This window comes from Mycobacterium sp. PTI7 (genome assembly GCF_056679845.1).
This window is the reverse complement of record NZ_CM155252.1, coordinates 1,859,531-1,880,536: the sequence shown is the minus strand read 5'-3', so window position 1 is coordinate 1,880,536 and position 21,006 is coordinate 1,859,531. Positions and strand designations below refer to the sequence as shown.

The 21,006-nt window shown below is 67.2% G+C and carries 25 protein-coding genes, 1 tRNA gene and 1 pseudogene; 7 read left to right on the top strand and 20 right to left on the bottom strand.

Annotated elements, in window-relative coordinates; genetic code table 11:
- The 8 genes and pseudogenes from AC1MEY_RS09065 to AC1MEY_RS09030 form a co-directional block, all read right to left on the bottom strand.
- Positions 1-932: pseudogene (locus tag AC1MEY_RS09065) on the bottom strand (AraC family transcriptional regulator).
- 55 nt (positions 933-987) lie between these two features.
- Positions 988-1,731 (bottom strand): SDR family oxidoreductase, encoded by a 744-nt coding sequence (locus AC1MEY_RS09060; RefSeq protein ID WP_480230319.1) that lies wholly within the window; start codon positions 1,729-1,731, stop codon positions 988-990.
- Positions 1,732-1,848: 117 nt separating this feature from the next.
- Positions 1,849-3,009: an SGNH/GDSL hydrolase family protein gene (locus AC1MEY_RS09055; RefSeq protein ID WP_480231384.1), complete on the bottom strand. Its 1,161-nt coding sequence runs from the start codon at positions 3,007-3,009 to the stop codon at positions 1,849-1,851.
- A gap of 31 nt (positions 3,010-3,040) precedes the next feature.
- Positions 3,041-3,403 (bottom strand): hypothetical protein, encoded by a 363-nt coding sequence (locus AC1MEY_RS09050; RefSeq protein WP_480230318.1) that lies wholly within the window; start codon positions 3,401-3,403, stop codon positions 3,041-3,043.
- Positions 3,403-3,777 (bottom strand): helix-turn-helix domain-containing protein, encoded by a 375-nt coding sequence (locus tag AC1MEY_RS09045; RefSeq protein WP_480230317.1) that lies wholly within the window; start codon positions 3,775-3,777, stop codon positions 3,403-3,405. Before AC1MEY_RS09045 ends, AC1MEY_RS09050 begins: the two co-directional genes overlap by 1 nt.
- Positions 3,778-3,866: 89 nt before the next feature.
- Positions 3,867-4,577, bottom strand: a complete 711-nt coding sequence (locus AC1MEY_RS09040; protein WP_480230316.1) for a polyamine aminopropyltransferase — start codon at positions 4,575-4,577, stop codon at positions 3,867-3,869.
- A 13-nt stretch (positions 4,578-4,590) separates the two neighbouring features.
- Positions 4,591-5,055 (bottom strand): SRPBCC family protein, encoded by a 465-nt coding sequence (locus AC1MEY_RS09035; RefSeq protein ID WP_480230315.1) that lies wholly within the window; start codon positions 5,053-5,055, stop codon positions 4,591-4,593.
- Between the two features lie 48 nt (positions 5,056-5,103).
- Complete coding sequence (locus AC1MEY_RS09030) at positions 5,104-5,670, bottom strand: dihydrofolate reductase family protein (RefSeq protein WP_480230314.1); 567 nt, start codon at positions 5,668-5,670, stop codon at positions 5,104-5,106.
- A 165-nt stretch (positions 5,671-5,835) separates the two neighbouring features.
- On the opposite strand from AC1MEY_RS09030, the gene AC1MEY_RS09025 reads away from it, so the two are divergent.
- Together AC1MEY_RS09025 and AC1MEY_RS09020 are read left to right on the top strand one after the other, a co-directional pair.
- Entirely contained in the window at positions 5,836-6,225 is a 390-nt protein-coding gene (locus tag AC1MEY_RS09025) for a nitroreductase/quinone reductase family protein (protein ID WP_480230313.1), read from the top strand.
- 558 nt (positions 6,226-6,783) lie between these two features.
- Positions 6,784-8,196, top strand: a complete 1,413-nt coding sequence (locus AC1MEY_RS09020; protein WP_480230312.1) for an ATP-binding protein — start codon at positions 6,784-6,786, stop codon at positions 8,194-8,196.
- Here AC1MEY_RS09020 and AC1MEY_RS09015 read toward each other — a convergent pair whose 3' ends face one another.
- Positions 8,197-8,334: a hypothetical protein gene (locus AC1MEY_RS09015; RefSeq protein WP_480230311.1), complete on the bottom strand. Its 138-nt coding sequence runs from the start codon at positions 8,332-8,334 to the stop codon at positions 8,197-8,199.
- Positions 8,335-8,602: 268 nt separating this feature from the next.
- Positions 8,603-8,848, bottom strand: coding sequence for a hypothetical protein (locus AC1MEY_RS09010; RefSeq protein WP_480230310.1), 246 nt, complete (start codon positions 8,846-8,848; stop codon positions 8,603-8,605).
- Between the two features lie 270 nt (positions 8,849-9,118).
- Between AC1MEY_RS09010 and AC1MEY_RS09005 the strand changes: the two genes are divergently transcribed.
- Positions 9,119-9,388 carry a hypothetical protein gene (locus AC1MEY_RS09005; protein WP_480230309.1) on the top strand — a complete coding sequence of 90 codons (270 nt, stop codon included), beginning with the start codon at positions 9,119-9,121 and terminating at the stop codon, positions 9,386-9,388.
- Between the two features lie 946 nt (positions 9,389-10,334).
- Here the strand turns inward: AC1MEY_RS09005 and AC1MEY_RS09000 are convergent.
- Positions 10,335-10,712: a hypothetical protein gene (locus AC1MEY_RS09000; protein ID WP_480230308.1), complete on the bottom strand. Its 378-nt coding sequence runs from the start codon at positions 10,710-10,712 to the stop codon at positions 10,335-10,337.
- Between the two features lie 53 nt (positions 10,713-10,765).
- Here AC1MEY_RS09000 and AC1MEY_RS08995 point away from each other — a divergent pair, with 53 nt between their 5' ends.
- Genes AC1MEY_RS08995 through AC1MEY_RS08985 form a run of 3 tightly spaced genes read left to right on the top strand, consistent with a single transcriptional unit; the run spans position 10,766 to position 11,899 of the window.
- Positions 10,766-11,182: a site-specific integrase gene (locus tag AC1MEY_RS08995; protein ID WP_480230307.1), complete on the top strand. Its 417-nt coding sequence runs from the start codon at positions 10,766-10,768 to the stop codon at positions 11,180-11,182.
- Positions 11,183-11,240: 58 nt separating this feature from the next.
- The gene (locus AC1MEY_RS08990; RefSeq protein WP_480230306.1) at positions 11,241-11,393 is read left to right on the top strand and encodes a hypothetical protein; all 153 of its coding nucleotides are present in this window, start codon (positions 11,241-11,243) and stop codon (positions 11,391-11,393) included.
- Positions 11,394-11,434: 41 nt separating this feature from the next.
- A complete protein-coding gene (locus AC1MEY_RS08985) occupies positions 11,435-11,899 on the top strand; it encodes a hypothetical protein (RefSeq protein ID WP_480230305.1) in 465 nt (154 codons plus the stop codon).
- A 118-nt stretch (positions 11,900-12,017) separates the two neighbouring features.
- Here AC1MEY_RS08985 and AC1MEY_RS08980 read toward each other — a convergent pair.
- Positions 12,018-12,091 (bottom strand) — tRNA-Pro (locus tag AC1MEY_RS08980).
- A 111-nt stretch (positions 12,092-12,202) separates the two neighbouring features.
- Here AC1MEY_RS08980 and AC1MEY_RS08975 point away from each other — a divergent pair.
- Positions 12,203-13,693 (top strand): cryptochrome/photolyase family protein, encoded by a 1,491-nt coding sequence (locus AC1MEY_RS08975; protein WP_480230304.1) that lies wholly within the window; start codon positions 12,203-12,205, stop codon positions 13,691-13,693.
- A 9-nt stretch (positions 13,694-13,702) separates the two neighbouring features.
- Here AC1MEY_RS08975 and AC1MEY_RS08970 read toward each other — a convergent pair whose 3' ends face one another.
- The 8 genes from AC1MEY_RS08970 to AC1MEY_RS08935 all read right to left on the bottom strand — a co-directional run bounded on the left by AC1MEY_RS08970 (position 13,703) and on the right by AC1MEY_RS08935 (position 20,980).
- Positions 13,703-14,470, bottom strand: a complete 768-nt coding sequence (locus tag AC1MEY_RS08970; RefSeq protein ID WP_480231383.1) for a sulfite exporter TauE/SafE family protein — start codon at positions 14,468-14,470, stop codon at positions 13,703-13,705.
- A gap of 50 nt (positions 14,471-14,520) precedes the next feature.
- Positions 14,521-15,447 (bottom strand): sulfite exporter TauE/SafE family protein, encoded by a 927-nt coding sequence (locus AC1MEY_RS08965; protein ID WP_480230303.1) that lies wholly within the window; start codon positions 15,445-15,447, stop codon positions 14,521-14,523.
- A 259-nt stretch (positions 15,448-15,706) separates the two neighbouring features.
- Positions 15,707-17,113: a ribosome biogenesis GTPase Der gene (gene der / locus AC1MEY_RS08960; RefSeq protein ID WP_480230302.1), complete on the bottom strand. Its 1,407-nt coding sequence runs from the start codon at positions 17,111-17,113 to the stop codon at positions 15,707-15,709.
- A complete protein-coding gene (gene cmk, locus AC1MEY_RS08955; RefSeq protein ID WP_480230301.1) occupies positions 17,110-17,811 on the bottom strand; it encodes a (d)CMP kinase in 702 nt (233 codons plus the stop codon). Before cmk ends, der begins: the two co-directional genes overlap by 4 nt.
- Entirely contained in the window at positions 17,808-18,554 is a 747-nt protein-coding gene (locus AC1MEY_RS08950; protein ID WP_480230300.1) for a pseudouridine synthase, read from the bottom strand. The genes cmk and AC1MEY_RS08950 overlap by 4 nt, the downstream gene beginning before the upstream one ends.
- 1 nt (position 18,555) lies before the next feature.
- The gene (gene scpB, locus AC1MEY_RS08945) at positions 18,556-19,188 is read right to left on the bottom strand and encodes an SMC-Scp complex subunit ScpB (RefSeq protein ID WP_480231382.1); all 633 of its coding nucleotides are present in this window, start codon (positions 19,186-19,188) and stop codon (positions 18,556-18,558) included.
- Positions 19,189-19,286: 98 nt separating this feature from the next.
- Positions 19,287-20,120, bottom strand: coding sequence for a segregation/condensation protein A (locus AC1MEY_RS08940; RefSeq protein WP_480230299.1), 834 nt, complete (start codon positions 20,118-20,120; stop codon positions 19,287-19,289).
- A complete protein-coding gene (locus tag AC1MEY_RS08935; protein ID WP_480230298.1) occupies positions 20,117-20,980 on the bottom strand; it encodes a ParA family protein in 864 nt (287 codons plus the stop codon). The genes AC1MEY_RS08940 and AC1MEY_RS08935 overlap by 4 nt, the downstream gene beginning before the upstream one ends.
- Positions 20,981-21,006: the final 26 nt, after the last annotated feature.

The following is a 21,006-nucleotide window of genomic DNA, read 5'->3' as shown; positions in this document are numbered from 1 at the left end:
TCAGCCAGCGGCCGATCCCGATGCCAACGAGCGGGCGTACTCCGTGGGCGAGCATCCCGCCACCCGGCTGAAGGCCGTGGTGAACGCGGTGGCGGACTGGTAGCCGACGCGCTGCGCCAGGTGCGCGACGGCCGGTCGCTCGGTCCTGAGCAGGTCCTTGGCCAACGCGACCCGCCACTCCAGCAGGTACTGCATCGGGGTCAATCCGACCGTGCGGGTGAATCGTTGCGCGAAGACAGCGCGAGACATTGCGGCGACGCCGGCGAGTTGCTCGACGGTCCAGCCGCGTGCGACGTCGGCGTGCAGCGCTCGAAGTGACGACGCGAGCACCGGGTCGGCGAGCCCCGCGATCAATCCCCTACCACCGCAACTCAACTCCTGCGCCGCAGGAACCCGGGTGGCCTCAATCAACAGAACCTCGACGAGGCGTTTGAGGATCACGTCGCGCCCGGGGCCCGTCGTGTCTGCTTCCTCCACGATGAGTTCGACGAGCCGTGTCAGCCTGCCCGCACCGGCCTGGCCACCTCGAACGACGACGACCGGCGGCAGGAGCGCCACCAGGAGGGCGGCGCTGGCCGGGTCGAATCGGAAGTACCCGCCGAGCATCCGCATCGCCACCGGTTCCGACGCGGAGCCGTGGTGGACGTCGCCGGAGTGGTCGAGTGGTGTGAAGATCGGGACGGCGGCCGTGCCGCTCCCCATGGTGAACTCCGGCGTCTGGGGAACAGCACGAAGTCACCACGACGGAGTTCGAGTACGCCGAGCCCTTCGGGATCGAGCACGCACGATCCCTCCAGCATCAGGCAGAACGCCGGGTCGCCGTAGCGAGGCTTGCGAATGCCCCACTGCCCGCTGCCGGTGATGACCTTCGCCAGGACCGCCTCGGGACGCAGCAGCGACACGAGCTCCTCCAATGGTTCCGTGTCGCCCATGCCGCAGACGCTAGCCGGACGACCGTCGGTACGGGTCCCTAGCAGGCGGATCCACTCAGACCGACTGGGCCAACGCCACGGCATCGGCGCCGGCGGGGTACCTCAATCGGTCCGAGGCGTCGGTGGCGGCCTCGAACACCACGTCACTCACGTCGTCGGGGGTGGTCACCGCATCGGGCCGGTCGAACGCACCCATGACGGGTGCGGCGAAGGGGAGGTAGTCCTCGGGGATGAGACCCGACATCCGTTGAGCGCCATTGTCACCGAAGGCCGTCGTCGGTCCGTAACCCGGTTCGACGAGCTTGACCCGCACGCCGAAGAACGCCAACTCGAACGCCACCGACCCGGAGAATCCCTCGATCGCCGACTTGCTCGCGGTGTAGACCGCGGCGAGCGGCATGGCTGCCAGCGTGGTGCTGGAGGTGACGTTGACGATCACGCCCGAGCGACGCGTCCGCATCTGCGGGACGACCGCCTGGGTCATCGCCATGACGCCGAAGGTGTTCGTGTCGAACAGCTCTCGGGTGGTGGCCATCGGAGTGGCCTCGAACGCACCGACGACTCCGATGCCCGCGTTGTTGACCAGGACGTCGATCGGCCCACTGGCCTCGATCACGGCCGCGATGCTGTCCGGATCGGTCACGTCGAGCGCACGTACCTGCAGCCGGCTCGACGGTGGAAGGAGGTCCTGACGGGGGGTTCGCATGGTCGCGACGACGTCCCACCCCTCGTCGAGGAACCGACGCGCGGTGGCGAGGCCGTAGCCGGAGGAGCAGCCCGTGATGAGCACTGTTGTCATGATCAAAAGCTAACGAGCAGGGCCTCCCCGGACAACGCCGATGCGTCTCGAAATGCTTCGCGATCGTCTTGACGGATCGCCGATCCCTAGGGGTGCAGGCAGTCCGGTCGACCACCGCTACCGTCGGGCGAGCGGGCCGTCGACCGCGAACGCCGTGCGGGCGAAACGCTCGGCGATCAGCAGGTGCGTGTCCGCGTCGGGATGCAGGTTGTCGGGTAGCGGATGGTCGGCGATGTCATCGGGTCCGTAGAGGTCCAGACCGTCGAGGTAGTGCAGGTGTGGATCATTCGGGATCCGAACGCTCATCAGGCCGGCGAGCTGCTCGCGGATGACCGACAGCGTGAGGCGGCCGCTGCTCACCGAGGCCGGATCACCGGTCGCCATGAAGCGCACCGCACCGTGGGTGAGCGCGGTCGGGTCGAAAGCGCCTGGCCCAGGGGTGTCTTCGTGTATCGGGCAGTACAGCGGTCCGACGACGAGCAGCGGCGTCTCGGGGTGGCCGTCGCGGATCGTGTCCAGGAATCCGTGGACGGCGGGGCCGAAGGCACGCAGCCGCATGACGTCGGCGTTGACCAGGTTGATGCCGATCTTGACGCTGATGACGTCGGCCGGCGTGTCCCGCATCGTGCGTGCGGTGAAGGGGTCGAGCATGGCGCTTCCCGCCAGCCCGAGATTGACCAGGTCGACCCCGCCGAGCGTCGCGGCGACCGCGGGCCAGGTGGTGCTCGGGCTGGAGGCGTTCGATCCCTGGCTGATGGAGCTGCCGTGGTGCAGCCAGACCGGGCGAGTTCCCGTCGGGGTGGGGGTGATCGGCGCATCGGTTCGTAGCGCGACGATCTCGGTGCGCTCGTGGAAGGGCAGCCAGATCTCGACGTCCTCGTCCTGGCCGGACAGGCCGTCGAAGCGCACGGTTCCCGGCGCGCCGGGCTCGAACTCGGCCCGTCCCGTGGCCATGTCCACGCGGATGACGTTGCCGCCCGTCGTGGTGGCCTGGCCGACGAGGCGACCGCCGACGGTCACGTCGACGGTGCCCGCCGGCCGGTCTGGGACACCCACCAAGACCGTCCGCGTGCGGAGGAGGTCGAGTTCGATTGTGGTGGAACGGGTTCGGACGGCGATTCGGACACCCGAGGGTTGCGCCTCCGCCGACGCCAGTTGGGGATCCGCGATCTGTGCGCGGGCCCGGGCGGGGAGCCGGTGCGGCAGCCACCCGGCGTCGGTGCGTTCCAGCTCGCTCAGGCCGCGAAAGAGGGCGGCGTCGATGGTGTGCGTTCTCATCATGGGCGCCCACCCCTCGCGACTCGGCTCGTCACAGCGCGCCGCGGGCGCCGTTGATGGCGTCGACCACGCCGTTCGGATCGTCGACCGTGATCACGAGACGGTCGAATCGTTCCGCGGGATCCAGGGTGACTACGACTGCGCGGTCGTACCCGGAGACGTTCCAGAACTGCTTACTTCCGTCGGAGTGAAAGGTGCCGGACTTCTTGCCCGGGAGGCCGAGTCCGGGGCCGCGCCACCCCTTCGGTTCGTCCTTCATGCCCGGGTCGAAGGTGGCTCCCCGAACGTGGGCCAGCGGAATCTCGAGGCGGCGGGTGAACGACCACAGTTTGTCCAGGCCCAGTGGCTCGACCACCAGGCGGTCTGCGGTGACGGTGACTCTGTTGCTGCTCATCATGGCTTCCCTTCACTGTGGACTTCTGCACGGGCGAGCAGGCGCTCACCCAATTGTTCTGCCGTCAAGCCATATTCGTCGATCATGCCCGCGGCTCGATCGCGGACTCGGACGTCGACGGCGGCGAGTTCGAGCAACGCCACCAGCAAGACGTCGAGCCGATCGCCGGGATCCGCGTCGGGATCCGCGGCGGCGTCGAGGACCCGCAGGAACAGTCCGTGCTTGCTTCCGAAGGCGTTGTACAGGCTGCCCCGGTGCATGCCCGTCGCCTCGACGAGGTGATCGACCGATGCCGCCGCGTATCCCCCGCGTCGGAACACTTCCGCAGCGGCGTCCACGGCGATGGCCTCGTCGAAGCCACGCGGACGACCCATGATTTGAGAATAGTCGTTCAAGAACGATCGGTCAAAAATGGCGTCCGCCGCTGCGTCTGCCGAGGTGAGTCACCCTCGGCGGTGCGTCCTCACCTCGCGACGTAGACCGTGTTCGTGGAGTGACCGCCGGTGAGCGGATTGGCGAATCGGACGACGGTCGACTCCGACCGGTCGAAGACCGTGGCGAGAACGTCCTCGAACGCCGGGTCGGGCGGATCGTCTGACCATAGCGCGAAGACCCCACCCGGATGGAGGTGCCGGGCGAGTTGCGTCAGGCCGGGAGTCGTGTAGAGCGCGGAGTGGCTCGGATGCAGGACGTGTCGCGGCGTGTGGTCGATGTCGAGAAGCACGGCGTGGAACCGCCGCCCAGGCGTCTCGGAGTCGAAACCGGCGTCACCGGCTGCCAATTCGAAGAAGTCGCCGCGCTGCAGGCGGACCCGTGGGTCCGAGGCGAGTTCGGCGGTGTCGGGCAGGAGCGCGCGCTGATGCCAGTCGATGACCTCGCCGAGGGCCTCCACGACGAGGAGCGATCGCAGACGCGGATCCTCGAGCGCTGCCTGCGCGGTGTAGCCGAGGCCCAATCCGCCGACGACCACGTCCAGGTCGCCGTCCACCGCCTGGGCCAACCCGAGTCGCGCCAACTCGACCTCGGCGACGGTGAACAGGCTGGACATCAGGAACTCGTCGCCGAGTTTGACCTCGTACACGTCGACGTTCAAGGTCGGTTCGAGCCGCCGACGCAGGCTGATGACGCCCAACCGGGTCTCGGTCCAGTCGAGCACCTCGAACCGGGCGCTCATCGCCGCACGCGCGCTAGGACGAGGCGGCGGTTGCGAGCCGTGACAGCGTGTCGTTCAGCTGGTCCTCGGTCACCAGCGGGAACTTGACCTTCTCGAGCAGCTTCTTGTCGGTCACCTTCGACCAGTCGTAGGTATGGCGCACCAGCGTCTCCTTCGGCCCCTGAGACTCCAGTTCCCACAACCATTCCCATCCGGGCGGGTCGGTGCCCTCGGGCGCGGTCTTCCACGCCAGCAGCTTGTCCTTCGCGTACCCGGAGACGTGGTTGTCGGTCTTGTACTCGCCGCCCATGTGGTCGCCCTGCATGTTCATCGTGAACTTCTGACCCACCTCTTGGATGCGGTCGGCATGGTCGACGCTGCGGACGAAGCCCGAGCCGTCGAGTTCCTGATGCCGCTGCGGGTTGGAGAGAATGTCGAAGAGTGCGTCGACCGGCGCGTCGATGGTTCGTTCCACGGTGACCGTTCCGTCGTTGCTCATACCTGCACAGTGCCCCGCGAGGTACGACCGCTAAACCCCGGGGCCCGTTCAGTCGTGTGTCGCCTCGTAGCGAAGCAGGACCGTGCCGCCCGGGAAGATGCGGTTCTCCACCAGTCGCAGTGCGATCCAGGACGGCAGTGTCGGGAAGAAGGGTGTGCCCCCGCCGAGGGCCGTCGGCGCGATCACCAGCCGGTATTCGTCCACCAGTCCGGCGCGGACGATCGGTGCGGCCAGGGTCGCGCCGGCGACCTCGAGATCGCCGTCGGTCTCCGCCTTCAACCTCCCCACCACCTCGACCGGATCGCCGCGTTCCAGGCGGGTGTTCCAGTCGACGGACTCCAGGGTGCGGGAGAACACGACCTTGGGCATGTCGCGCCAGGTGCGCGCGTAGTCGACGATGAAGGGGGTCGCGTCCGGGGCCTCGTCGGCCGTCGGCCAGTACGCCGACATCAGGTCGTAGAGCCGCCGCCCGTACAACGACACCGCAGTCTGCCGCTCGAAGTCGTTCCAGTACTGGTGCAGTTCTGCACTCGGACCGGACCAGTCGATGCTTCCCTTCGCGTCGGCGATGTAGCCGTCCACCGAGACGTTGAATCCATAGATGAGTCTGCCCATGCGGGTAGGACTTCCCCGGCGGCCGGATCTCATCGCGGTACGACGATCACCCGGTGCCCGGCGGAACGGTTCGGTGCATCCTCGAACCACTTCGATCACGACGTGCGACGCTGACCGGGACGCGTGACCGTCACCAGAGTTCACGGCGTCTTGGGAGGTGGGATCGTGAAGCGTCGCTTCCTTCAGCTGCTGAGCCGGACCGTCAACCCGCTGGCCCTGCGGGCGGCACACACGGGACGAGGACCCTTCGCCGAGCTGAGTTACGTCGGGCGTCGCACGGGTAGGACTTATCGGACGCCGCTGATCCTCGCGCGCGTCGACGACGGTTTCGTCGCCGAACTGACCTACGGCGACGGAGTGTCCTGGTACCGCAATCTTCGAGCCAACGGCCGCGGCGAAATCCTGGTGGGTGGCGTCCGATACGAGGTCACCGGCATCGACGACTATCCGGCGGCGGCCGGGTTCGCCGCCTATCCCCTACCTGCCCGAACCATCCTGAAGATCCTGCGCCGTCGGCAGTTTCGCCTCATCCGGGCGAAGCGGGAGCGGCCGTAGCGGCGACACGGTCGCGCCGTCGGGCGCCCGGCCGACACGAGGACTCCGGCTCTCGAGGCGGCAAGGCAGGCGTCGACGCCTACGCACGAAAAAAGGCACCTTCCGAATCTCCGGAAAGTGCCTCTGACCTGCGTCGGGCTGACAAGATTTGAACCTTCGACCACTTGACCCCCAGGCTATCCGGCGACGCCCGCGCGTCCATGCCGAGGCCTCCTTACTCGTCGCTCGATCGCTCTGTTTGCCGAGGTCGTAGAGCGGTTTTTTGGTCTCGGCGGGCACTTACGGGCGTCGGCGGGTGTCGGGAACGTTCGCAACGGTTTTCGACTCGGGTTGTTCATACCGGTTGTCGTGTACCAAACGCTTGTGCGACCGCACCCCGCCACGCGGTTGATCCGCGCCCACCGTCTCGGTGAAGTGACGCAGCATGGAACGGCCTCCTCAGCGGGAGCAGCCAATGACAGTCCATCAACGAGGATGTCAACGTGTGATCGATCCACTCGTAACACTGCCGCACGGCCTACGGCCTGCGCGTCGCCCCCTCGTGTCAGAGTGGCACCCATGAGTTTCGATGTCGTCGAGATCGACGAAGTGGGGCGAACTCAGCTCCTGGCGATCGAGGAGTCGCATATCGCGGACCTCAAGGGCCGTGCGGTTTCGCCAAGCAAGCTGACGAAGGCGCTCTCCGGGTTCGCCAATGCCGAGGGGGGTGAGCTCTACATCGGCATCGAGGAGAACGGACCGGCCAAGGTTCGTGAGTGGCGGGGGTTCGAGGACGTCGAGGCGGCGAACGGTCACATTCAGGCGCTAGAGGCAACGTTCCCGCTCGGCCAATTTGTCGACTACCAGTTCTTGCGGGTATCGGACGCGCCGGGCGATGGCCTCGTCCTCAAGGTCTCTGTGTTGAAGACGCCGGACATTCGTGCGGCGGCGGATGGGACGGTCTACGTTCGCAGAGGAGCGCAGTGCCTTCCAATCTCGGGAGATGCGCTGAAGCGTTTGGAGTACCTAAAAGGTGTCTCAAGCTTCGAGACACAGACGGTCGATGCTCCAATCGACATGGTAAGTGATTCACTCACCGCAACGCAGTTCGTGATGGAGGTCGTGCCATCCGTAGACGCAGTAGAACCTTGGCTCAGTAAGCAGTTGTTGGTGCGGGACGGTAAGCCGACAGTTGCTGCGCTTCTGCTCTTCTCAGATGAGCCGCAAGCCGCACTTCCGAAGCAGTCCGCAGTGAAGTTGTATCGATACGCGACTGCCGATGCGGAAGGCTCGCGCGCGAACCTAGTCGGGCAGCCGCTCACGATCGAGGGTCCTGCCTACGACGTGATCAAGGAAGCTGTCACTATCGCCGTCGACACTGTGCAGGGCATTAGGATTCTCGGGGCCGCGGGGCTTGAGGAGATCTCCTACCCCCAGGTGACCTTGCACGAAATCATCACCAATGCGGTGCTGCATCGTGACTACAGCATTGCCGACGACATCCACGTGCGAATTTTCGATAACCGGGTGGAGGTTGAGAGCCCTGGCGGCCTTCCGGGTCACATCACGCCGGAAAACATTCTCGATCAACGATATTCACGTAACGGCAACATCGTCAGGTGGATCAATAAGTTCCCTGATCCGCCCAACAAAGACGTCGGCGAGGGACTTAACACCGCGTTTCACGCAATGAGCGAGCTCAAATTGAAGCCGCCCGAGGTGGAGGATCGAAAGACGTCGGTTCTTGTGATCATTCGGCACGAACGCCTTGCGTCGCCCGAAGAGATCATCACCGAGTACTTGCAGACCCACGACGAGATAACGAACATGACGGTGCGGCAGCTCACCGGCATCGGTTCTGAGAATCAGGTAAAGCGCATATTTCAGCGCATGATCAAAGCCGGTGCACTCGAATCGATTCCGGGCAGAGCTCTAACGAAATACGGATATAGACTCCCGACCCCTGAGTCCGGTGGCGATGAAGGGTCTTAGCTACAAACGTTGATCGGCCAGCCACCGATCGCCGTCGAGGTCCTGGCAGAAGTCGACATGCCCGGCCGCGGTGACGATTGCCCGGCTCCACCAGTGCGCCACCAGCCCGGCCCGCGCCCACTCGGGCAGTTCTCCCACTGGCACGTCCACGGGCAGCCCGGCGCGCGGCGTCAAGCCATTCGTCAACTCCGGGCGTCACCAGCATGTGCGAAGCGTCAACTTTGGCTTGCCGGAGCAGGGCGACGTAGAGCGCACCGCGGCGTTCGGCTGGGACCGCGTCGCGGGCCACTACGCCGGGTCCCGGCGGCCCCGTGCGGGGTCCCGTCGCGACTGTGCGGGTCCCGGTCTCACCGGGACCGGGCGCGCCCCGAACGTCTTTCGCTCTTCGCGGCGACCGACCCCTGGTTCACACGCGCCAGCAGATCGGCGGCGTTTTTTCATGTAGCCCGATTTCGGCGGCGATCTTGACGACCACCAAGGCGCGGGTCTCGCCGGACATCTCGGTGCGCAGCAGGGCGCGCGACTCCTCGGCACGGTCGGCGGTGGCCGCCGCGCTCGCGATGATCTGCGCTTCCAGTGGCCGCTCTGCATCGGCACCGGCGTGCTCGATGGCACGGGCCATCGCGGCCCGTAGCGTCTCACCTGCGGTCATCGATTGTCCTTTCGGAAGTAGTAAACCAATCCGGCATCGGTCGTAAGGTGATGGGACTCTGGGAGGGAGATCGCCATGACGTTGGAGAGAGTCGCTGTTGCAGCTGCTGCCGTTATGACGTTGACCGGGTGCGGAAGTGGAACTCAGCCAGTCGCATCCACGGTGACGGTGACCGCGACACCTGCCACAGTGACCGTTACGGCCGCTGCGAGTACACCCGTTCCGATGCCCCCGCCAATATCGTCGACGGTCAACGAACCGACCACATCGGTGGCAGCTCAGTATGGAGATGGCGCCTACGCGGTCGGCCAACCCCGTGGTGGCCTGACGCAAGTGATCCCACCAGGGCGCTACCGGATCGAGGGCAAAGAGGGTTCCGGCTTCGTGAAGTTGTGCAGCAGCGTGGTCTGCGACATGACGAACACTGAGAATGTCATCGACTCGACGATCACACAGGAGGGTGCGCCGACGATCATCGACATCGAAGCGAACGTTACCGCGGTGTACCTGTTCTATACGACAGCCACTCCCGTCGGGTGAGGTCAGCGCGCGTTGCACGGCCCGATAGTTCACAGTGCAGTGCACTGTGGCAGGAGGCTATGCTCATCGGCGCGCTGGCGGCCACCAGGGGGGACCCTCCCCAGGGATCGAGGTGACGGCGGCGGCGGCCCCGATTACCGCTCCGTTGGCCAAACTAAACAAGGTTCACTGCCAACAGATTTGATTGAGCAGGATGCCCAACCGTCGCCGCCGTCACGTCTGCGGGATCCCGAATAGGATTCGGCCGCCGCGATCGTGAACGTTCCGATTCGATCGGGCCGGACGACCGTGGGGCCGAATCGCCATGGGGCTTTGAGCAACACGGAGTCTTACGCGACGCGGCGTGCTCGAAGCTCGCCACCTCCGCCGGACCCATGGCACTCACGACGGCGTTGCGATCGAGATCCCCCGGTGTAATCCGGCACGGCCGGGTTCACGATCACCGGCAGGCTTCGCAGGACCTGCTGCGCATCGGTGACTCCGGCGCCGAGGAGACTGGACTTGTATCCGCGTCCATAGGCGCCGAGGCGGTGACATCGGGTGCCCAGGCTTTCGCGCTTGTGACTGATGTCTGAGTGGCCATTCGCCGGCCTTTCAACGGTGGCTGCGGGCACGCTGGCGCCGCTGCACGGTTGCGTTCACGGGCGTCGCCGCCTCCGGCGCGAGCCTGGGACTGGAGTCCGTCGACATAGTCGGCGATCAACTGCGTGAGGACGAATCTCCGGCTGTCGATCTTCACCTTCGTGAGTCGCCCGGTTCGCAGGAGGTCGTCCAACGTGGACTGTCCGATGTTGCCGAGAACGCGGCACGCCTCGGTGTAGTTCAAAATCAGCCGGTCCGTCATCGCGTGTAATGTTGCAGGACAAGTTGCAGAGTGGACAACATTGGAACGCCGTACCAAGTTGGGCCTCGCGCGCGGCGAGTTGGGCTACGGTGCGCTTCACCATCAGACCCGTCCCGCCCGCCGGCCGATTTCCTCGCAGATGAGACGGAGGTCTCGCTCATACCGATCGCCTTGTGAGATCAGCGAATCGACGGAATAAAGGAACGCCCGACCGTCGAGCGGAAGCGGAATAGGCAGGACGGCCGGTACGGCGTTGAGATCCGTCACCCCGGCGCGGGTGGCGAGTTCCGTTCGGACGAAACCCACCAAGCGCGCCTCGGTGTCCCGGGCGGTGACCAGTTGCGCAGTGGTGAGCGCGGTTGGGTCAAGGTTGTCCCGGGAGAGCAGCTCTGCCAAATAGCTCACGTCGTTCTGGAGGACGCGGAATCGGTTGGCCTCCTGAACGGTTCCGTCAGCGCGCGCCCACAGAGTGAACTCCACCTGACCAGAATTGGCCTGCGAGTGCGGGTTGACGGTGAAGGTGAAGCGGCCAGGTGTCGCGCACGGAGGCCAAGTACTTGCCGGCTCCCGACGTCGCCCGCCTACTGGAGGCTGGCACCGGTCTGCGATACCACGCAGCACTCGTAGTGATGGCGACCACGGGCCTCCGCCGGGGGGAGGTTGCCGGCCTCCGGTGGTCCGACGTCGACCTCGGCAAGGGTGAGCTAATGGTCCGGCACACCCTCTCGCGAGTCGACGGGGACCTCGTACTCACCGAGCCGAAGACGCAACGATCCCGCCGCCGAGTGCCGCTGCACGCGGGTGTCGTGACAGTGCTCAAGGGATGGCGGACACAGCAGCTCCAGGAGCGTCTCGCGGTCGGGGATCTGTGGACCGATACGGGCCTGGTGTTCGCCACCGAGTTTGGCTCGATGCTCGATCCCGCAACCTTCTGCGCACCGTGGAACTAGCGGCGCCGAAGGCCGGCATCGGGACGTCGGCGCGCACTCACTCCGTCACAGTGCTGCCGTGGCGTGGCTGGAATCGGGCGTCCACATCAAAGCGACGGCCGACCTGCTCGGGCACTCGTCGATCGCCATCACTGGCGACCTATATGGTCACACCTCCGACGACACGGCGCGAGCAGCGGTCGACGGTTTGGGTAGCGCGCTCGGGCTTTAAGTCGTTGCCCCTAACGCATACTGCAAGGTGTGTGGGCAACTGTGTTCTCAGGGCTGGCTGTCGTTGGAACTATTGTCAACATTCTATACACCCAATGGGCGACGACCCACCGGGACACCGTCAAGTGGCGGCGAGAAGAGCTGCAGAAGCTTGTAAGCAATCTGCTCCAGCTTTCTCGAGACCGGCAGAGTGACCTCGATGACGAGTACGAGGTGTTCGAGTCGAACTTCGGCTCCCGCTTGCCGGGCCGAGAAGAACGCATAACAAGGCAGCATGTCTGGCAGATGGAGCTGATCGTCGAGCAGATTCGGCTGCTCGATAATGGTCTTGCCGAGAGTGCTGGGGCCGTGTGGAAAGCCCACTCTGACGGTGAAAGAGCACTCGCATCGACCCACGAACAGATCGACCCAATGACTGAAATCGAGTTGCTCTCGGCGAAGGGGCTGGACGAGCTTCATCGAACACTCATCGCGGACTTCCGTCGCGTCGCCAAGTTGCCGTCGTAGCGCGTGGGTAGAGCAAGCAAGGCGTGTGAACGCCCGTTCGAACTGGTTTGGGTACGGGGTTTGGGTAAGCAAGGAAAAAGGCACCTCCCGAACTTCCGGAAAGTGCCTCTGACCTGCGTCGGGCTGACAGGATTTGAACCTGCGACCACTTGACCCCCAGTCAAGTGCGCTACCAAGCTGCGCCACAGCCCGCGGCGCTGCCGGGATCGCCGGCAGCGGTCGAAATGCTACCCCACGGTCCGCCGTCTCCCCGAATCGCACGGACCGTGCGTCGTGACCGCCCCACCGGGGTAATACGGACGGGTGACGAAGGTTGGCGATGACACCCCGCTCTGGCTGTTCGCCGACCAGCTCGGCACCTCGACGTACGGCGGCGAGCACGCCCACCGCGAGGTGTTGCTGGTCGAGGCGCAGTCCGCGCTCCGCAAGCGGCGCTACCACCGCCAGAAGCTGCACCTCGTCCTCTCCGCGCTCCGGCACGCCGACAAGGGCCTCGGTGACCGCGCGACGCTGCTGCAGACCGACGACTACACCGACGCCCTCGAGCAGTTCGGCCGACCCGTCCTCGTCTACCAGCCGACGTCGTTCGCCGCCGAACGCTTCGTCAACGAGCTGAGCGAGCAGGGTCTGGTCGCCGACGTGTTGCCCACGCCGACGTTCGCGCTGCCGCGCAGCGACTTCGAGGAGTGGGCCGGCGAGCGCACCCGCTTCCGCATGGAGGACTTCTACCGCGACCAACGCCGCCGCTTCGACGTGCTCATGGAGGGCAAGGACCCCGTCGGCAATCGGTGGAACTACGACGAGGAGAACCGGGGATCACCCCCGAAGAAGCAGAAGACCCTCGGCGTCCCCAAGCCCTATCAGCCGCGCGAGGACGAGATCGACGAACGGGTCCGCGCCGACCTCGACGCGATGGACCTCGACACGGTTGGCGTCGACGGACCGCGCCTGTTCGCAGTGACGCCCCTCGAGGCCAAGCGCGCGCTGGACCGCTTCATCGAGCAGCGTCTGCCGCTGTTCGGCCAGTACGAGGACGCGATGATGGGCGACGACTGGGCCATGTCGCACTCTCTGCTGTCGGTCCCGCTGAACCTGGGCGTCCTGCACCCGCTCGACGCCGTGCACGCCGCCGAACGCGCCTACCGCGAGGACGGTGCACCGCTGTCCGCCGTGGAGGGCTTCATCCGGCAGATCCTCGGCTGGCGCGAGTACATGTGGCACCTGTACTGGCACTTCGGCGAGGAGTACGTCGACGAGAACGAACTCGGAGTTCATCAGCCGCTGCCGGACTGGTGGACCGACCTCGACGCCGATGCAATCACGGCCGAGTGCCTGCGCCAGGCGATGGCAGGTGTCCGGGACCGCGGCTGGACCCACCACATCCAGCGGCTGATGATCCTGGGCAACCATGCGCTGCAACGCGGATACCAACCGCGGGACCTCACCGAATGGTTTTCCACCGCGTTCGTCGACGGCTTCCGCTGGGTGATGCCGACCAACGTCGTGGGCATGAGCCAGCACGCCGACGGCGGCAAGCTCGCCACCAAGCCCTACGCCTCGGGCGGCGCGTACATCAACAAGATGAGCGACCACTGCGGCGACTGCCAGTACGACCCCAAGAAACGCCTCGGCGACGATGCGTGCCCCTTCACGGCCGGCTACTGGCAGTTCGTGCACCGCAACCGCGACCTGCTGGCCGGCAACAACCGCACCCAGCGCGCCGTGTCGTCGATGAACCGGCTCGCCGACCTCGAACCCGTCCTCGAGCAGGAAGCCGAACGCACCCAGTTCTAGCCGCAGCCGCTAGACGGTCACCAACCGGTAGAGCCCGATCAGGCCGACCACCACGATCACGGCGCGCAACGCGTTGGGCGACAGGCGGCGGCCGTAGTGCGCGCCGAGGAACCCACCGATCAGCGATCCGATCGCGATCAGCCCGGCCGCAGCCCAGCTGATGCGGTCGAACGCCACCAGCGTGTACGCCACCGCCGCAACGACGTTGACGATCAGCGACAGCAGGTTCTTGGCGGCGTTCATGCGCTGCATGTCCTCGGGCAGCAGCGCACCCATCACGGCGATGAGCAGGATCCCCTGCGCGGCGGTGAAGTACCCGCCGTAGACGCCGACGGCGAACGTGCCGACCACCAGGGCGGCCATCCGGCCTCGCGAGATGTGCTCCAGTGAGCGGCCGGCGCGCTCCGAGCGCGCCCGGGCCCACGACTGGATCCTCGGCCCGACGAGCACCAGGATCAGCGCGCCGATCAGCAGGATCGGCACGACGGTGATGAACACCTTCTCGGGCAGGTGCAGCAGCAGCCACGCGCCGCCGATCGCGCCGAGGAACGAGCCGGGGATCTGCCACTTCAGCCGATGCCACTGACCCCGCAGTTCCCGGCGATACCCCCAGGTGCCGGAGACGCCGCCGGCCACCAGGCCGACCGCGTTCGACATCGTCGCGGTGACCGGCGGATAGCCGAGCGCGACAAGCGTGGGAAACGTGATCAGGGTGCCGGATCCCACGACCGCGTTGATGGCACCGGCCCCCACGCCCGCGAGGGCGATGAGGATCATGTCGACGACGGGCACCGTCCAGAGGTTAGCGGGTCATCCTGAGCCGACCGTCAGCGAGGATCGTCGACCGTCGCCGTCGGCCGCGCCACGTCCTCGAATTCGCCGGGCACGAACCGCGGCGCCTTCGAGAGCCGCCACGCGAGGTACACGAAGGCCGCCCACGCGACGACGATCCCCCCGTATATCAACGTGGACCACGGACTCCCGACGCCGAAGTACGTCACCAGCTTCTGCGAGTTCGTCAGCACGATGACGCCGCCCACCGCGGTACCGAGCAGCGCGGGGCTGACCCGACTCACCAGCCATGCGGCGAGCGGCGCGGCGATCACGCCGCCGACCATCAGACCCAGCACGATCGGCAGGTTGTCGAAGAACTCCTCGCGCAGCCCGATCAGGAATCCCAGCGACGCCGAGACCGCCACGAGGAACTCCGACGCGCTGACCGAGCCGATCACCGTGCGCGGCGCGGTCTTGCCGCTCGACAGGAGCGTGCTGGTGGTCACCGGACCCCAGCCACCGCCACCGGACGCGTCGATGAACCCGCCGAAGAGCCCGAGCGGGGCCAGGAACTTGGCACCGTGCTTCGTGGTCCCGACCTTGACGGCCGGCGGATGGCGCAGCGAGAAGCGCAGCAGGACGTAGAGACCGATGGCCAGCAGGATCGCGGCCATCACCGGCGCGGCGTCCTCGGTGGACAGGGACGACAGCACCGTCGCACCCGCGAATGCGCCGACCGCACCGGGCACACCCAGCTTCAGCACGATGTGCCAGTCGATGTTCCTGAACTTCCAGTGCGACAGCCCCGACGCGAACGTCGTGCCGACCTCGGCGAGGTGCACGGCGGCGCTGGCCTGGGCCGACGCCACGCCGCTGAGAACCAGCAGCGTCGACGCGGTGACGCCGAACGCCATGCCGAGAGCGCCGTCGACGAGCTGCGCGCCGACGCCGACGAGGGTGAAGATGATGAGCGAACGCATGGGTTCGTCGACTTTCGATGGAGAGGCCGACCGTCACGGTCGACCAGATGAGTGTGAGCGCGTATCAGCTACGCGGACAACACCATTCATCGAAGGCCATCAGACGCCGAGAGGGCCAGAACGGCTCCAGCGCGAACGCCGACGAGGGCGCCGTGCGATGGTCGCTCTCAGCCACCAGCCATCCCCCGTCGTCGAACGTTCCCACCACTGTACGTGCGGCTCGCGCCGACGTGCTCAGCGCGCTAGCGCTTCGCTCCCACTAGCGCTTCGCTCCGCGCTTCTCCCGCACCCGCACGTTGATCCGGATCGGGCTGCCCTCGAAACCGAACGTCTCGCGCAACCTCCGCTCCAGGAACCGGCGGTACCCGGCCTCCAGGAAGCCGGACGTGAACAGTACGAACGTCGGCGGCCGCGACGCCGCCTGCGTCGCGAACAGGATCCTGGGCTGCTTGCCGCCGCGGACCGGCGGCGGCGTCGCGGCCACGATCTCCTTCAGGAACGTGTTGAGCCGCCCGGTCGAGATGCGGGCGTCCCAGGACGCGAGCGCGCCCTCGATCGCCGGCGCCAACCGCTGCAGCGCACGTCCGGTCTTCGCGGAGATGTTGATCCGCTGCGCCCACTGCACCTGCGCGAGTTCGCGGTCGATCTCCTTGTCGAGGGTGTAGCGCCGTTCCTCGTCGACCAGGTCGGCCTTGTTGAACGCCAGCACCAGGGCGCGGCCCGCCTCGATCACCATGGACAGGATCCGCTGGTCCTGCTCGGTCAGCGTCTCCGACGAGTCGATCAGGACGACGACCACCTCGGCGGCGTCGATGGCCCCGCGGGTCCGCACCGAGGCGTAGAACTCGTGCCCGCTGGCCTGGCCCACCTTGCGTCGCAGTCCTGCGGTGTCGATGAAGCGCCACGTCTTGCCGTCGAGTTCGATCAGCGAGTCCACGGGGTCGACGGTGGTCCCGGCCACGTCGTGCACCACCGACCGCTCGTCGCCGGCCAGCCGGTTCAGCAGCGAACTCTTGCCGACGTTGGGCTTGCCGACGAGCGCCACGCGACGCGGTCCCCCGCCGCTGGTCGCGACGGCCGACGCCTCGGGCAGCGCCTCGAGCACCACGTCGAGCAGGTCGGCGACGCCTCGACCGTGCACGGCACTCACCGAGTGCGGCTGGCCCAGTCCCAGCGACCACAGCGCGGCGGCCTCGGACTCGACGCGTTCGGTGTCGACCTTGTTGGCGGCGAGGAACACCGGCTTGCCGGATCGCTGCAGCCGCTTGGCGGCGGCCTCGTCGGCCGTCGTCGCGCCGACCACGGCGTCGACCACGAGGATGATCGCGTCGGCGGTCCGCATCGCGACCGTCGCCTGCTCGGCGACCAGCCCCTGCAGTCCCTTCGCGTCGGGCTCCCAGCCACCGGTGTCCTGCACGACGAACCGGCGTCCGAGCCAGTTGGCGTCGTAGGACACGCGGTCCCTGGTGACGCCCGGGATGTCCTGCACCACCGCTTCGCGACGGCCCAGGATCCGGTTCACCAGCGTCGACTTGCCGACGTTGGGGCGCCCGACCACCGCCACCACCGGCGGTGGTGCGAAGTCCTCCTCCAGATCGACGGTGAACTCCTCGGAGCCCAGCTCCCAATCACTCTCGTCGGCCCACGTGCCGTCGTCGTCGCTCATCTGTTCCTCACTCCGGCCCCCTGCTGGGCGGCCCTCTGCTGGACGAGCTCCACGAGGTGCGCCACCACCTCGGACTCCGTCATGTCACTGGAATCGACCACCACCGCGTCGTCGGCCGCGCGCAGCGGCGACGTCGCACGGGTGGAGTCGAGGTGGTCGCGGCGGCGCACGTCGGCGAGCACCGTCTCGTAGTCGCCCGGCAGGCCGTTGGCCACGTTCTGGTCGTCGCGACGCTTGGCGCGTTCCTCCGCCGAGGCGGTCAGGAAGATCTTCAGGTCGGCGTCGGTCAGCACGACGGTGCCGATGTCGCGTCCCTCGACGACGACGCTGCCGGGGCCGTCGGCGAGTTCGCGCTGCCGGCGGACCAGCCGGGTGCGCACGGCCGGGACGGCCGACACCGCCGACACCGCCTTCGTCACGGCGTCGCCGCGGATCTCGGCGGAGACGTCCTCGCCGCCGAGGTAGGACCGGCTGTCGTCCGGGTCGTAGCCGACCGACAGGTCGACGTCACCGGCCACCGCTGCCACCGCGTCGGCGTCCTCGGGATCGACGCCCGCCCGCAGCACCGCGAGCGTGACGATCCGGTACATCGCACCGGTGTCGAGGTAGCGGGCGCCCAGTCGGCGCGCCAAACCCCGTGACACGGAGGACTTTCCGGTACCGGCGGGTCCGTCGATGGCGACGGTCGCGTCACTCACATCCCCACCGCCTTGTACAGTTCGCCGACCTCTTTGCTGGTGAGCACCCGGATGCTGCCCGGACGCTGCTCACCGAGCGTGACGGCGCCGATGTCGGTCCGCACCAGCTCCTGCACGGGGAACCCGACCTCGCCGAGCAGCCGACGCACGATGTGCTTGCGGCCCTCGTGCAGCGTGACCCGCACCATCGACTTGCCGGGCGCGGTGCCGACGACGGCGAAGTCGTCGATCGCAACCGGACCGTCCTCCAATTCGATTCCGGCGCGCAGCTTCTTGCCCAGTCCGCGCGGCACGGCGCCCAGCACCGTCGCCACGTACGCCTTCGGCACCTCGAAGGACGGGTGCATCAGACGGTGTGCCAGTTCGCCGTCGTTGGTGAGGATCATCAGACCCTCGGTGTCCGCGTCGAGCCGGCCGACGTGGAACAGCTTCTGGCTCCCCCGCACCCGGTACTCGACGATGTCGCCGATGCAGGGTCGGCCGCGATCGTCGGACATGGTGGACTGCATGCCCTTCGGCTTGTTCAGCGCGAGGTGGACGAGCGTGTCGTCGAACTTGATCCGAACGCCGTCGACCCGGATGAGGGCGTTCTCGGGATCGACCCGGGTGCCGAGTTCGGTGACGATGTGCCCGTCGACCTCGACGCGGCCGTCGAGGATCATGCGCTCCGCGACGCGGCGCGATGCCACGCCGGCTTGCGACAGCACCTTCTGTAGTCGTACGCCGTCAGTTGACTCGTTCACGTCAGTCCTTGTCCACGTCGAAGGCGAGCGGTTGGCCGGTGGGTGCGGGCACGCCACCGAGCTTCACGAAACGTGGTTCGTCGCTCAGGGTTTGGGTGATGTCGTCGATCACGTCGACATCGGGTAGCAGCGGGGCGATGTCCGGCAGGTCCGCCAGCGACGACAGGCCCAGCCGCTCCAGGAACAGCTCGGTGGTGGCGAACGTCACTGCGCCACTGTCGGAGTCCACGCCCGCCTCGGTGATCAGGCCGCGCGCCACCAGCGTTCGGATCACGGCGTCGACGTTGACGCCGCGGACCGCGCTCACCCGCGCACGGGTGACGGGCTGCCGATAGGCCACCACCGCCAGCGTCTCCAGTGCCGCGCGGGTCAGCTTGGACCGGGTGCCATCGAGCAGGAGTCGCTCGACGTAAGGGGCGTAGCGGTTGCGGGTGTACATCCGCCACCCGCCGCCCGCCTCGCGCAGGTCGATGCCGCTGTCCCGCGCAGTGAGTTCGCCGGCCATCAGGTGCAGCGTGGCCGTCACCCGCTGGGCGGGCTGGTCCACGGCACCCGCGAGGGCGTCGACGGGCACAGGCGTGTCGACCACCAGCAGCAGTGCCTCCAGCGTCGCGACGAGTTCGTCGTCGGACATCTGGGGTGCGTCGGCGGTCTCGGCGCCGAGGTCGGCGACGTCGAGGAGCGCGGGGTCCTCCGTGGACACCGCGTCGTCGGGCTGCCGATCGTCGTCGCTCATGAGTCTTCCTCCACCGCGGCCGCGAGGTCGTCGCTGGACGGCTGGTCGCCGGTCCACGAAACCTGCAGGTTTCCAAGCGGTTCAGGTTGCTCGAATGCTACCGCCCGGGCGCGGTACAACTCGAGCAGCGCCAGGAAGCGGCCCACGATCTCGAGACCGCCCGAGCAGTCGGCCACCAGGTCGGTGAACGACGCCCACTCCCCGATCCCCCGCTGCCTGAGCAACGCCAGCAGCCGCTCCGCTTGTTCCGGCACCGACACCCCGGACACGTGCATGTGGTCCAGCGCCACCGTCGGGATGGGCCGCGGCGTGAACGCGGTCGCGGCGATCTGGGCGAAGTCGTCGGCGTCGACGCCCAGCATCACCTCGGGCAGCAGCTCGGCGAACCGGTCCTCGAGCGCGACGGCGCGCGGGTAGCTCCGCATGGCCGCGGCCTCGAGTTCGGCGAACATCAGGGCGACGTGCTTGAACGCCCGGTACTGCAGCAGGCGGGCGAACAGCAGGTCACGGACCTCCAGCAGTGCGAGGTCCTCCTCGTCGTGGACGTCGCCCGCGGGCAGCAGCCGAGCCGCCTTCAGGTCCAGCAGCGTGGCCGCGATCACCAGGAAGGCGGTGGTCTCGTCGAGTTCGAGCTGACGTCCGATCGTCCGGGTGTAGGCGATGAAGTCGTCGGTGACCTGATGCAGCGCCACCTCGGTGACGTCCATCCGGTGGGCGAAGATCAGCTGGAGCAGCAGGTCGAACGGACCCTCGAAGTTCGTCAGCCGGACCTGGAAACCCGCCTGCGGCGCTGTCTCCTCCGACGTCCGGGCTGCTGTGTCGATCGTCACGCGCCGAACCGGTCGATGACCTCGCGCGCCAGGGACCGGTACGCCAGGGCGCCGCCGGACTTCGGGGCCCACGTCGTGATGGGCTCGCCGGCGACGCTGGTCTCCGGGAAGCGCACCGTGCGGGTGATGACGGTGTCGAACACGAGGTCGCCGAACCGCTCGACGACGCGGGCCATGACCTCGCGGGCGTTGACGGTGCGGGGGTCGTACCGGGTGACGAGGATGCCGCTGATCGACAGTCGCGGGTTGAGCCGGTCGTGCACCTTGTCGACGGTGTCGGTCAGCAGCGCGAGACCGCGCAGCGAGAAGTACTCGCACTCGGTCGGGATGATGACGCCGTCGGCGCACGCCAGCCCGTTGACGGTCAGCAGCCCCAGCGAGGGCTGGCAGTCGATCAGCACGTAGTCGTAGCGGTCCAGCACCGGGTGCAGCGCACGGGCCAGCGACTGCTCGCGGCCCACCTCGTTGACCAGTTGGATCTCCGCGGCGGACAGGTCGATGTTGCTCGGCACCAGGTCGAGACCCTTGACGCGGGTCGTGACCAGCACCTCGTCGATCGAGACGCGCGGTTCCACCAGCAGGTTGTGCACGGTGTGGTCGAGTTCGTAGTGCGGTACGCCGAGTCCCGCGGACAGCGCGCCCTGCGGGTCGAGGTCCACCAGCAGCACCCGGCGGCCGTACTCGGCCAGCGCGGCACCCAGGTTGATGGTGGACGTGGTCTTGCCGACGCCACCCTTCTGGTTGCACATCGCGACGACCTTGGCGGGGCCGTGGCTGGTGCGAGGTTGGGGGTCGGGGATCGTGCGATTGGGGCGTCCGGTGAGGCCGGTGCCGTCGGTCGTGCCGACTTCGTCACTCATGCGCGATCCGCTCCGCTTCTCGCCGT

What these genes read in the sequence shown, in the direction of transcription:
- AC1MEY_RS09060 (WP_480230319.1), bottom strand. Translation starts at nt 1,731, where the DNA reads ATGACAACAGTGCTCATCACGGGCTGCTCCTCCGGCTACGGCCTCGCC.
- AC1MEY_RS09055 (WP_480231384.1), bottom strand. Translation starts at nt 3,009, where the DNA reads ATGAGAACGCACACCATCGACGCCGCCCTCTTTCGCGGCCTGAGCGAG.
- AC1MEY_RS09050 (WP_480230318.1), bottom strand. Translation starts at nt 3,403, where the DNA reads ATGAGCAGCAACAGAGTCACCGTCACCGCAGACCGCCTGGTGGTCGAG.
- AC1MEY_RS09045 (WP_480230317.1), bottom strand. Translation starts at nt 3,777, where the DNA reads ATGGGTCGTCCGCGTGGCTTCGACGAGGCCATCGCCGTGGACGCCGCT.
- AC1MEY_RS09040 (WP_480230316.1), bottom strand. Translation starts at nt 4,577, where the DNA reads ATGAGCGCCCGGTTCGAGGTGCTCGACTGGACCGAGACCCGGTTGGGC.
- AC1MEY_RS09035 (WP_480230315.1), bottom strand. Translation starts at nt 5,055, where the DNA reads ATGAGCAACGACGGAACGGTCACCGTGGAACGAACCATCGACGCGCCG.
- AC1MEY_RS09030 (WP_480230314.1), bottom strand. Translation starts at nt 5,670, where the DNA reads ATGGGCAGACTCATCTATGGATTCAACGTCTCGGTGGACGGCTACATC.
- AC1MEY_RS09020 (WP_480230312.1), top strand. Translation starts at nt 6,784, where the DNA reads ATGAGTTTCGATGTCGTCGAGATCGACGAAGTGGGGCGAACTCAGCTC.
- AC1MEY_RS09010 (WP_480230310.1), bottom strand. Translation starts at nt 8,848, where the DNA reads ATGACCGCAGGTGAGACGCTACGGGCCGCGATGGCCCGTGCCATCGAG.
- AC1MEY_RS08970 (WP_480231383.1), bottom strand. Translation starts at nt 14,470, where the DNA reads ATGATCCTCATCGCCCTCGCGGGCGTGGGGGCCGGTGCCATCAACGCG.
- AC1MEY_RS08965 (WP_480230303.1), bottom strand. Translation starts at nt 15,447, where the DNA reads ATGCGTTCGCTCATCATCTTCACCCTCGTCGGCGTCGGCGCGCAGCTC.
- der (WP_480230302.1), bottom strand. Translation starts at nt 17,113, where the DNA reads ATGAGCGACGACGACGGCACGTGGGCCGACGAGAGTGATTGGGAGCTG.
- scpB (WP_480231382.1), bottom strand. Translation starts at nt 19,188, where the DNA reads ATGTCCGACGACGAACTCGTCGCGACGCTGGAGGCACTGCTGCTGGTG.
- AC1MEY_RS08935 (WP_480230298.1), bottom strand. Translation starts at nt 20,980, where the DNA reads ATGAGTGACGAAGTCGGCACGACCGACGGCACCGGCCTCACCGGACGC.